This window comes from Lacrimispora algidixylanolytica (genome assembly GCF_003609635.1).
Classification (GTDB): Bacteria; Bacillota; Clostridia; order Lachnospirales; family Lachnospiraceae; genus Lacrimispora; species Lacrimispora algidixylanolytica.
On record NZ_MCIA01000034.1, the window covers coordinates 132,970 to 144,811 of the forward strand.

Genomic DNA, 11,842 nt, shown 5'->3' on the forward strand with positions numbered 1-11,842 from the left:
AAATGGAAAATCCTATGATAGAATAATCATCGTTGCAGAGAAAAGCCGATGTGGCGGAACTGGCAGACGCACTGCACTCAAAATGCAGCGGACAACCTCCGTGCCGGTTCGAATCCGGCCATCGGCACTCTATATTGGGCGAAAAGAAACCATTCTATTAGACTGGTTTCTTTTTTTTGCAATATACAGGGATTCTCACATTCTTTTTTCCATAGTTTCATAGTTTATGATATACTGATTGTGAATGTGAATAACAAGAAAGGTGGTAATTATCATATGTATCGTAAACAGCTTTTCTTTTTTTCTGCCTGCTTTATCTTAATCTTAACTGGATGCACACAGAGAAATTATATCAAAGAAGTTCCACCTCAGACCTCTTCTACAGAAAGCCAGGCAAGCTCTATTGTAATCAGGGACTATTCAGAAAAGCCCGTAACTCATCCCGGGATCACCACCTCTATAAAATCTTATAAAGACAAAAACATCTCCATCCAATACCCTGCTATCTCCAACCTAAAAGATAAGAACAAGGAAGAGAAAATCAATCAGCTTCTAAAAGAGAATGCACTTAGCTTAATACATATAAATTCCATTGATCCCATAAAAGACACCGTTATTATAGATGCAGAGATTATCTCCGCTGACTCCAAACGGATTACAGCCGTTTATACCGGTACCTTTTATGCAGAAGGCGCAGCTCACCCCCTCAATTTCTTTTACACCAACACCGTAGACTTAGAACAGGTTAAAGATTTAGGACTTACAGACTACGCAGATCCTGAAACTCTGGCTAAATATGTTCTTTCCGACCAAGTGAATTTTTACAATGCATCTCCAGAACTTACGGAAGCCCTTATGGAGGCGAGAACTCAAATGGATCTTAACTCCTATGTAAAAATTTTCCAGGAAGCTGACTTTCCTATTAAAACAAAGATGCCTGATGGGACCCCTGCTTTTCCTGATTCCTTTAGCTATGTGGACAAAGGAAATATCATTTTTTCCATTCCTGTTCCTCATGCTTTGGGGGATTTTGCCCTCGTTTCCTATACTCCTGAGACAAAATAGGAAAACTAGTTGCTATTTACTCCTTTCTTTGATAAAATAGGACGAAAAATAAATTGAAATGGAGTCGAAAAATGAGTAATAAAGAAAAACTCACTACCCGAGATTATCTGCTCAGTATTCAGCATCTGTTCGCCATGTTTGGCGCAACCGTACTGGTTCCTTTGTTGACTGGTCTCAACCCATCGCTGGCACTTTTTTCTGCAGGCGTTGGTACCTTAATATTCCACTGCTGTACTAAATTTAAGGTTCCTGTGTTTCTTGGTTCTTCCTTCGCATTTCTGGCGGCTCTTACTACAATCATTCGCCCAGAAGGAACCGTGATTCCAGAGAACGTACCTTTAGCACAGGGTGGAATTATTTTTGCCGGTTTTGTCTATCTTCTCTTCGCCCTTCTTGTTTACATCGTTGGATCGGACAAGATCAAAAGGGTATTCCCTCCGGTTGTGACAGGCCCTGTCATCGTTGTTATCGGAATTAACCTCGCAAGCACGGCAATTAATGATGCTACCGGCAATTTAAGCCTTGCCGACGGATTGACTCCAACCATAGCATTAAACCTTGGAATTGCCATGTTCACCCTGCTTGTTGTAATCCTCTGTTCCATCTTTGCACATGGATTTTTTAAGCTAGTTCCTATTCTGATTGGAATTGCAGCAGGTTATTTGTTGTGCATAATTTTAGGAGGCCTAGGACTGTTTCACATGGATTATTCTGCGATTACATCAGCAGCCTGGATTAACATTCCTTATGTGACCAAGGACTTAAACGGGGTAGGTTTTATGACGGTTCCAAAATTCAGCCTGGGAGCCATTTTATCCATCGCACCAATTGCCTGTGTAACTTTTATGGAACACATCGGTGACATTACTACCAATGGAACCGTTGTAGGGAAAGACTTCTTAAAGGATCCTGGTCTTCACCGCACTCTTATGGGCGATGGAATTGCAACCCTTTTTGCAGGATTTATAGGCGGCCCGGCGAATACTACTTATGCGGAAAACACCGGAGTACTTGCTACTACCAAGAACTACAATCCAAGGCTTCTTCGTATTACTGCAGTATTTGCTATTATTTTAGGTTTGTTTGGAAAAGTGGGCGCAATTCTTCAGACGATACCTGGTCCTGTCAAGGGTGGTGTTGAAATCATGCTCTTTGGTATGATTGCTGCCGTTGGTATTCGCTCTCTTGCTGAATCTAATTTAGACTTCACACACAGCAGAAACTTATCCATCGTCGGACTGATCTTAGTGTTTGGCCTTGGATTTGGTCAGATCGGCGGTCTTAATGCAGAAATCGGTAGTGTAACTCTAAACATTTCAGGCCTTTTCATCGCAGTTGTTGTAGGTGTCCTTATGAACCTAATTCTGCCAGAAACACCTGATGCAACTAGTGATTCAAGAAAGGATAAATAATATTATGGATTTTTCAATGGACAATATAACTATTTTTACCCACCCGCTGATTCAGCACAAGATCTCTATCTTAAGAGACAAAAAGACCGGAACCAATGAATTCCGCGCCCTCATTGAAGAAATTGCTATGCTTATGGGATTTGAAGCATTAAGAGATCTTCCTTTACAGGATGTCGAGGTGGAAACTCCCATTGAAACCTGTATGACTCCTATGATTGCTGGCAAGAAGATGGCAATTGTACCGATTCTCCGCGCAGGACTTGGTATGGTTAATGGTATTCTTGCTCTGGTACCTTCCGCAAAGGTAGGACATATTGGCTTGTACCGCGACGAAGTAACTCACGAGCCTCACGAGTACTACTGCAAGCTTCCAAGCCCAATTGAATTAAGAACTATCGTTGTCACAGATCCTATGGTTGCTACTGGTGGCTCTGCTGTCGAAGCAATTAATTTCATTAAAAAGTATGGCGGTAAGAATATTAAATTCATGTGTATCATTGCAGCTCCAGAAGGCTTAAAGAAGCTTCAGGATGCTCACCCTGACATCCAGATCTATGTTGGACATCTTGACCGTGGATTAAATGAAAACGCTTATATCTGTCCAGGCCTTGGCGATGCAGGGGACCGTATTTTCGGAACAAAATAATTATACTTTCATATAAATCATAAAGAGAAGAGAGACCGTTTCCAAAGGAAACAGCCTCTCTTCTCTTTATCTATAGACTCTTACATAGATTTATAATTTTTTATTCTTCTGTTACAGCCTTCTCTACAACTTCACCCTGATTTTTATAGATGGAGTTAGCATCCACACAAGTTCTTACACAAGAAAGAGGATAAACACTGGATTTTGGTCCGATAACAGTTCCTGGATTTAAGATAGCTCCACAGCCAATTTCTGCATAATCTCCGATGATAGCACCGAATTTCTTAAGACCAGTTTCAATATCTCCATCTTCTGCATGTACTGCAACCAGAGATTTATCAGTTTTAACATTAGAAGCGATGGAAGAAGCACCCATATGAGACTTATATCCTAAAATGGAATCTCCTACATAATTAAAGTGAGGAACCTGAACACCATCAAAAAGAATGGAATTCTTAACTTCTGAGGAGTTTCCTACTACTGCAAATTCTCCAATGATAGCGTTTCCTCTGATAAATGCACAATGACGAATCTGAGCACCTTTACAGATAATAACGTTCTCACCCATACATGCTGTTGGTGGCAAATTAACAGATTTATGAATCCATACAGCCTTTCCAACATGAACAAATTCATCTTTAGGAAGACGCTCTCCTAAAGAAACAATAAATTCGCTGATTTTAGGAAGAACTTCCCAAGGATATGTTGTCTGCTCAAATAATAATTTGGCTACAGTATAATTCGTATCAAATAGATCTTGGTTTGTCATATCTTCTTTTCTCATTTTTGTAATCTCCTATTTTTCTTTAATATAATTAGCTGCAGCTTCGTCAAACACACTACGTAGATCATAGTGATTATTGAGTTTAAGCACCCCTGCGGTGCGGCCGGCAACAAAATTCTCTAATTTTTGCATATACTCTTCAGAGGTGATAGATCCCTCAGAAACATAAGTAAGACCTTTTTCCCAGCTTGCCGTAAGTTCTGGATTCAATAACTGCTTTATGGAGGCATTAACCACATCATAGATCAGCTCTCCCAGTAACGTCGGCGTAATTACCTGAGTTTTCCCATTCAGAGAAAGGTAATTAATGTTACATAGCTTCTTTAAGATTTCAGCTCTGGTCGCACTGGTACCGATGCCACTTCCCTTGATCTGGGCCCTTAGTTCCTCATCCTCTATCAACTGTCCGGCATTTTCCATAGCTAGAATAACGGAACCGGAGGTATAGCGTTTCGGCGGGGAGGTTTCCCCTTCTTTAATGACAAGTTCCTTAATAGGAAGAGTCATGCCCTTCTTCAAGGTTCCAAGCATGGCGACAAAAGCTGGGTTATCCATGTTTTTTTGAGGCACATCCGGATTGTTTTCATCTGAATTACCCTCAGCGGATGAGTTCCCCTCTGCTTTATCTTCTTGGGCTTTTTTCTTGTTGCCTGATACATCAGCAATCTTTAAGTAACCCGCCTCCAGCATAACCCGGAAATTGGAATAAAAATGCTCCTTGTCCACTACCAGTTCCAATGCATATTTCTGATATATTGCAGGTGGATAAAAAATGCTAAGAAATCTCCTGGTAATGACCTCATAGATTTTATATGTTAGGGGGGAAAGACTCTTTACAGCCCCCATACCCTGACCGGTTGGTATTATGGCATAATGATCGGTGATCTGCTTATCATTGACGTATCTGGTCTTTTCAATGTTCCGATAGGAACCCTTTTCCATAACCTCTGCTGCCGCTTCGGAAAGCACTTGAAATCCCTTTAATCCTCCGATGTTCTTATGGATTTCCTTCGCCACAGCGCTGGAAAGAACTCTGGCATCAGTTCTGGGATAGGTGACAAGCTTCTTTTCGTAAAGCTCTTGTACCACTTTTAAGGTTTCATCAGGACTGATCTTAAACATCTTTGAGCAGTCATTTTGAAGCTCTGCTAAGTTATAGAGAAGTGGAGGATTCTTGGTTTCCTTTTTCTTTTCTATAGAAGCAACCGTTCCCTCTAAAGGCTCTGTAACCGATAGAATTGAAATTAAGTCTTCTGCATATTTGCGCTCTTTAAAACCATTTTCTTTATAAAGAAAAGGAGATTCGAAATATTTAGACCCTGGAGCGCTTTTCCACTCACCTTCAAAGTCCATCTCATCTTTTAAGAAGGTTCCGACAACGCGGTAAAAAGGTGTTTTCACAAACCCCCTCACCTCTCGTTCCTTTCGGATTACCATTCCCATAACACAAGTCATGACTCGTCCAACGGATATGACCGTATTTTTCCCACTCCGTAAATAATTCGAAATATGCTGTCCATATCTTAGTGTGAGCAATCGTGAAAAATTAATTCCCATGAGATAATCTTCTTTTGCTCGCAAATAAGCAGACTCGGAAAGATTGTCATATTCAGATTCATCCTTTGCTTCCCGGATTCCTCTTAAAATTTCATCCTCTGTCTGAGAATCGATCCATACCCTTTTTTGACTTTTTTCATTTACCCCCGCCATTTGGGCAACCAGACGGTATATGTATTCTCCCTCCCGACCGGAGTCAGTGCAGACATAAATCACATCTACATCCGGGCGATTGAGCAGACCGCTTACAATTTTAAACTGCTTTTCAACGCTGGGGATTACCTCATATTTAAACTCTTTTGGAAGAAATGGAAGGGTGGATAGACTCCATCGCTTAAATTTCGGATCGTAGCTTTCTGGATAACTCATAGTCACCAAATGGCCTACGCACCAGGTAATAATTGCCTGATCAGACTCGATATATCCGTCGCTACGCCTTCCCTTTACTTTCAGAGCATTAGCAAACTCCTGCGCTACACTTGGTTTTTCTGCAATGTATAACGATTTCGACATATATCTCCCTACTGCTCTTTAATAGTAACCCGACTATTATAACATTAAAACTTACGAATAGCAAATTTTTGACCATTCAAACCAATTATACCATTGAAAAATAGGAATATCAATGGTGCCAAAGTTTACGATTTTATTAAATGAAATGTCGTTTCACGTTAAGCTCTTTTTTTCTGATATTCTGATAAAATGACGGAAGCAAACATAAGGATGCAACCTACCAAAAGCTTAGGGGTAACCACTTCTCCAAGAAATACCACGGAAAATCCCAACCCAAATACCGCTTCAAATGATAATATAATGGAAGATGTATTGGGGCTTAAGTGTTTCTGTCCCACATTCTGAAGAAGAAAGCAGATCATCGTACTGAAAATCCCAAGATATATCAATCCAATGAAAATGGAGCCTTTGATAACAGTAAAATCCTGTGTGCCTTCCAAAATCGGTGCCAGAAACCAGCTAAGGATTGCAGCTACGACCATCTGGATCACAGTCAACCTCACTGGATCGTAATGCTCCGTGTATCGGTCAACAAATACGATATGAAATGCAAAAAAGAGACCACAAAAAAGTGTCAGCAGATCACCTATGTTTATGGACAAATCACCTTCCAAGGAGATGAGTCCTAGACCAAACACTGCAATTACAGCGGCGCCTATATTATTTGCGGTGGGTCTTTTTCTATTAAAAAACCAGTGCAGAAAAGGTACTAATATTACGTACAAAGTAGTAATAAATGCATTTTTACTGGCGGTCGTGTATTTCAGGCCATAAGTTTGTAGCAGGTAGCTGACAAACAAAAATATGCCCAAAAGGCTTCCGCTTAGTATTTCTCTTTGAGTTACCATCTTGATTCGCCTAAAAAACACTGCAACCAATGCAATTGATGCTATGGTAAAACGAATCGCCAGCAGATATGTTGGAGAAATGATATCGACTGAATTTTTCATTACCACAAAAGCACTTCCCCAGATTATGGTGGTTATAATAAGTCCAACCACTGACAATGCCTTAATTCCTTTTCCATCCTGTATATTCATATGTACACTAACAAAGTCCTTTCACATAAATCCAGGGGCGCAGCAATCTGCGTCCCTGGATTCGTATTCTGTATGATATTTATTCTGCTATAGCAAATTTATAAATTGTAACTGTCTGATATTCCTCTCCCGCTTTTAATAATGGAGAAGGAAATTCAGGTTTATTGATAGCATCGGGATAATACTGGGTCTCAAAGCAGTAACAGCATCGTTTTTCATAAACGGCACCGCCCTTACCTATCATGCCATTCTTTAAAAAGTTGGCTGTGTAAAATTGCATCCCCGGCAGGTCTGTAAACACTTCCATGCGGATACCTGTTTTATCAGATTCTGCTGCAGCACATAAGGAAACTTCTCCTTCTGGATGATTGAGCACCCAGTTATGATCAAAACCACCACCAAATATCAACGCCTCATAATCTTCATTTATATCCTGTTCAATCGGCTTCATCGTGGTAAAATCCATGGGAGTTCCTTTTACTGGTGTAATCTCTCCGGTGGGTATAGAGCCTTCATCTGCTCTGGTATATGTATCCGCATCGATCCAGACACGCTGCTTCATCGCATAACCGCCGTCTTGCCCATCAAGATTGAAGTAACTATGGTTTGTAAAATTGGCCAAGGTATCCTGATCGCAAATCATATGATAGGAGAGAATGAGACTGTCCTCCTGAGTCAGAGTATAGGATGCTGTAATAGTTGCATTTCCTGGAAATCCCTGATCTTTGTCCGGTGAGAAAAGTGAGAAGCTGATCTTTGTGCCTTCCTCTGTCTCTTCCACTTCAGTTTCCCATAGACGGGAGTGATAAAGATCGGAACCACTATGAAGATTATTCACTCCATTGTTGGCCTCTATGGCATATTCTTTGCCGTTGATTGTAAATTTCGCATTGGCAATCCGGTTGGCACTTCTTCCAATGGGTGCCCCAAAATGAGGGGGATTTTCAATGTATTGGGATACAGTATCATACCCTAATACTACATCGGTCTTCTTCCCTTCCCGGTCAAGTACGAACATACTCACCCAGACTGCACCTAAATCTGTAAATGAAGCAGAAACTCCATTCCCATTTTCAAGTGTATACAAATACACTTCTTTGCCATCCGGCATGTTTCCCCATAGTTCTTTTTTGTATGCCATTTTGCTTCCTCCATATACCTTTTCCTAAAAGCCCCTTCAAAAAAGGGGCTTCATGGTCTTATTTTTTCCCGGCTGTAATGTATCCCTTTGCCGTTAAAAGTTCAGCACTGAGAACGGCACCACCTGCAGCCCCCCGAACTGTGTTGTGGGACATTCCCACAAATTTATAATCATAAACGGTATCCTCACGCAGACGTCCTACGGAGATTCCCATGCCGTTTTCGTAGTCCACATCAAGGGTAATCTGAGGGCGATTTTCCTCATCCATATACTGAATAAACTGCTTTGGTGCGCTTGGAAGCTCCAGCTCTTGTGGAAGTCCACTAAAGCTACGGATACGGTCAATTAACTCTTCTTTGGAAACCTTTTTACGGAATTTCACAAAAACCGCTGCTGTGTGGCCGTTTAATACCGGGATGCGGATGCACTGACAGGTTATTGCTGGCTCGCTTGCCTTTATAATCTGTCCGTCCTCAACCTTTCCCCATAGGCGCAGAGGCTCCTGCTCACTTTTTTCTTCCTCACCACCGATAAATGGAATCACATTTCCTTCCATCTCCGGCCAATCCTTAAAGTTCTTTCCTGCACCAGATATGGCTTGATAAGTAGTGGCTACTACCTCATAAGGCTCAAATTCCTTCCAGGCAGTAAGCACTGGAGCGTAGCTTTGGATAGAACAGTTGGGCTTAACTGCAATAAAGCCTTTTTCCGTGCCCAAACGTTTTCTCTGGTCTTTGATCACTTCAAAATGCTCTGGATTAATCTCTGGAACTACCATAGGTACATCAGGAGTCCATCTATGGGCACTGTTGTTGGATACAACAGGTACTTCTGCCTTTGCATAAGATTCTTCAATTGCCTTGATTTCCTCTTTTGACATATCAACTGCACTGAATACAAAATCAACTCCAGCAGCCACTGCTTCCACTTCATTCACATTCATAACTTTTAAATGCTTCACAGATTCCGGCATAGGTGTTGTCATCTTCCAGCGGTCTCCTACAGCTTCTTCATATGTCTTTCCGGCAGAGCGTGGACTTGCTGCTACTGTCACTACTTCAAACCAAGGATGATGTTCCAGCAGAGAAATAAATCTCTGTCCTACCATACCGGTCGCTCCCAAGATGCCAACTTGCAATTTCTTTTCCATCGCTTTCTCCTCACTTCTATTCAATTTGTAATATCCAAATATGCTAAATTCTTAACTATCCTATAACAAATCGAAAGAAAAATCAATATTTATTCGCGATAAAAATACATTTGTTCGTACCACGAAGACATTTCTTCAAAATGTACTTCGTGGTAACGTACTAAAGACGAACTTTACTACCTTTTCCATCCCGCTTACCAGCCTTTAACCGGTTTAGGTGTACCTCTTTTTCTTTATATAAGATCACCGGATCTTCCCCTAAAAGATAAATTTCTTCCAACTCTTCTCCAGGAGACAACTTAATCCCTCGGAATCCTCTGGCATTCTTCTTCATCTCAGATATTTCTTCCACTCTAAACCGCAGGAATATACCTGTTGAAGTCTGAAGCACCACATCTTGTTGCTGCTCTAAAATCTGTATACTAATCACGGAATCATCGTCTTGAAGCTTTGTCGCTGCCACCGTCCGGTTATTTGTCTCAAACTCTTCTCCTGGTACCAGCTTAATAAGGGCCTGTTTTGTTGCAAACAGGAATTTGCGCCCTTTTAATCCACCCGCTTGAGATAAGTATATGATGTTTTCCTTTGTTCCGTCAAACTTACTTAAATTCTCAACAGGTGTCCCTTTATCCCTGAGTTTTCCTACAGGAACATCAAGCACTTTTATCTGATATAAGTTTCCTGTATTGGTGAAAATACAAATCTTATCCGTATTGAAACAGTTTACCACATACTGGCTCTCGGTTTCAATTGTTTCTTTGTTTCTTTCATACGTATTCTTATCAAGAATTTTGCAATAACCAAACCGGTCCATGACAAAAGTAACTTCCGATATGGAAACCGCTGTTTCGTCATAAACCGCTTCTTTGCCATCCTCAATTACAGTTCTTCTAGGTGTGGAATACTCCTCTTTTATGGCCTTAAGGTCGTCTTTAATCACGACATCCATGTTTTTTCTGTCGGAGAGTATTTTTTCATACAGAGCAATTTTCTGAAGAGTCTCTTTAAATTCCTTCTCCAATTGAAGGATCTCCAACCCAATCAACTTATAAAGGCGCATTTCCAATATAGCGCTGGCCTGCTTTTCGGTAAAGCAAAGCTTCTTTGCATCTTCATCAAGCCCACTGACCCGGAATTTGATATTGGATACATCGCCAGTCATAAGGCAATTTTTTGCATCCTTTAAGTTCTTTGAACCTCTTAAAACTGCAATGATGAGATCGATGATATCACAAGCTTTAATAAGACCTTCTTTAATCTCTTTTTTCTCTAGTTCCTTGCTTAAAAGAGCCTTGTATTTTTTCGTGGCATTTTCATACTGAAAATCCAGAAAGTTCTTCAATATCCCTTTTAAATTCAAGATTTCTGGTCTGCCGCCTGCAATGGCCAGCATATTGACGCCAAAGGTATCTTCCAGCTTTGTCTTCTTATAGAGAATGTTGCGGATCTTTTCTACATCCGCATCCTTACGCAGTTCCAGTACAATTCGAATTCCATCTTTATTGGACTGATTGGAGATATCCACAACGTCCGTAAGCTTTTTGCTTTCTACCAAATCAACAATGTCTACCAGGAATTTATTAATCCCAGCACCTATCATGGTATAAGGGATTTCCGTAATCAGCAGCTTGTCTTTATCGGCTTTCCTTTTTCCAAGTTCCACTTCAATCCGACCACGAAGTTTGATCTTTCCCATACCGGTTTCATAAATAGCTGGCAAGTCACTTTTGTTTGCTATAATGCCCCCCGTAGGAAAATCAGGACCAGGAAGATATTCCATCAGCTCCTGCACTGTTATCTCAGAATTATCGACATAAGCCATGACTGCATCAATGACTTCTCCCAGATTATGAGAGGGGATACTGGTACTCATACCTACCGCAATTCCCTCAGCGCCATTTATTAAAAGATTGGGCACTCTCACCGGAAGAACTTCCGGCTCCTGTTCCGTCTCGTCGTAGTTAGGTACGAAATCCACAGTCTTGTCCAGATCCCTTAAATAAACTTCCTCTGTAAACTTCTCAAGCCTTGCTTCCGTATAACGCATAGCCGCTGCTCCGTCCCCTTCTATGGAACCAAAGTTTCCATGTCCATTGACCAGGGGCATTCCCTTTTTAAATATCTGGGACATTACTACAAGGGTTTCATAAATGGAACTGTCACCATGGGGATGATACTTACCCATGGTATCACCCACGATACGCGCCGACTTCCTATGGGGCTTATCATGGTTTAAACGAAGTTCACTCATATCATATAATACACGCCGCTGAACGGGCTTTAATCCATCTCTGGCATCCGGGATCGCTCTAGCTGTGATAACGCTCATGGAATAATTCATGTAGCTCTTCTGCATCACCTCGGAATACTCTGTTCTAATTATTTTTTCTGCCATATTTCCTCTCTTTTGTCCATCTTTTCAGGACATCTAGGTATCCCTGGAAGGGGTTTCTCTCTTTTTGTCCATGTTCTCAGGGCATTTAGGTATCCCTGGAAGGAATTTCCTCTCTTTTGTCCATCTTTTCAGGACATCT

9 protein-coding genes and 1 tRNA gene are annotated in these 11,842 nt (G+C 41.1%); 4 read left to right on the top strand and 6 right to left on the bottom strand.

Annotation, left to right across the window (positions count from 1 at the left end):
• Positions 1 to 44: 44 nt before the first annotated feature.
• From BET01_RS19405 to upp, 4 genes are all read left to right on the top strand, one after another.
• Positions 45 to 127: transfer RNA gene (locus BET01_RS19405), tRNA-Leu, on the top strand.
• A gap of 149 nt (positions 128 to 276) precedes the next feature.
• Entirely contained in the window at positions 277 to 1,065 is a 789-nt protein-coding gene (locus BET01_RS19410) for a polysaccharide deacetylase family protein (RefSeq protein ID WP_120198534.1), read from the top strand.
• A gap of 71 nt (positions 1,066 to 1,136) precedes the next feature.
• Positions 1,137 to 2,477 (top strand): uracil-xanthine permease family protein, encoded by a 1,341-nt coding sequence (locus BET01_RS19415; protein WP_207667661.1) that lies wholly within the window; start codon positions 1,137 to 1,139, stop codon positions 2,475 to 2,477.
• A 16-nt stretch (positions 2,478 to 2,493) separates the two neighbouring features.
• Positions 2,494 to 3,123: a uracil phosphoribosyltransferase gene (gene upp / locus BET01_RS19420; protein WP_120198696.1), complete on the top strand. Its 630-nt coding sequence runs from the start codon at positions 2,494 to 2,496 to the stop codon at positions 3,121 to 3,123.
• A 100-nt stretch (positions 3,124 to 3,223) separates the two neighbouring features.
• Here the strand turns inward: upp and BET01_RS19425 are convergent, their stop codons facing one another.
• The 6 genes from BET01_RS19425 to BET01_RS19450 form a co-directional block, all read right to left on the bottom strand.
• Positions 3,224 to 3,907: an LbetaH domain-containing protein gene (locus BET01_RS19425; RefSeq protein ID WP_120198536.1), complete on the bottom strand. Its 684-nt coding sequence runs from the start codon at positions 3,905 to 3,907 to the stop codon at positions 3,224 to 3,226.
• 12 nt (positions 3,908 to 3,919) lie between these two features.
• Positions 3,920 to 5,977: a DNA topoisomerase gene (locus BET01_RS19430; RefSeq protein WP_120198537.1), complete on the bottom strand. Its 2,058-nt coding sequence runs from the start codon at positions 5,975 to 5,977 to the stop codon at positions 3,920 to 3,922.
• Positions 5,978 to 6,135: 158 nt separating this feature from the next.
• Positions 6,136 to 7,017 carry a DMT family transporter gene (locus BET01_RS19435; protein ID WP_120198538.1) on the bottom strand — a complete coding sequence of 294 codons (882 nt, stop codon included), beginning with the start codon at positions 7,015 to 7,017 and terminating at the stop codon, positions 6,136 to 6,138.
• Between the two features lie 79 nt (positions 7,018 to 7,096).
• Positions 7,097 to 8,158, bottom strand: coding sequence for an aldose epimerase family protein (locus BET01_RS19440; protein ID WP_120198539.1), 1,062 nt, complete (start codon positions 8,156 to 8,158; stop codon positions 7,097 to 7,099).
• A gap of 58 nt (positions 8,159 to 8,216) precedes the next feature.
• Positions 8,217 to 9,308, bottom strand: a complete 1,092-nt coding sequence (gene asd / locus BET01_RS19445) for an aspartate-semialdehyde dehydrogenase (RefSeq protein ID WP_120198540.1) — start codon at positions 9,306 to 9,308, stop codon at positions 8,217 to 8,219.
• A gap of 160 nt (positions 9,309 to 9,468) precedes the next feature.
• Positions 9,469 to 11,703 (bottom strand): DNA gyrase/topoisomerase IV subunit A, encoded by a 2,235-nt coding sequence (locus BET01_RS19450; protein WP_120198541.1) that lies wholly within the window; start codon positions 11,701 to 11,703, stop codon positions 9,469 to 9,471.
• Positions 11,704 to 11,842: the final 139 nt, after the last annotated feature.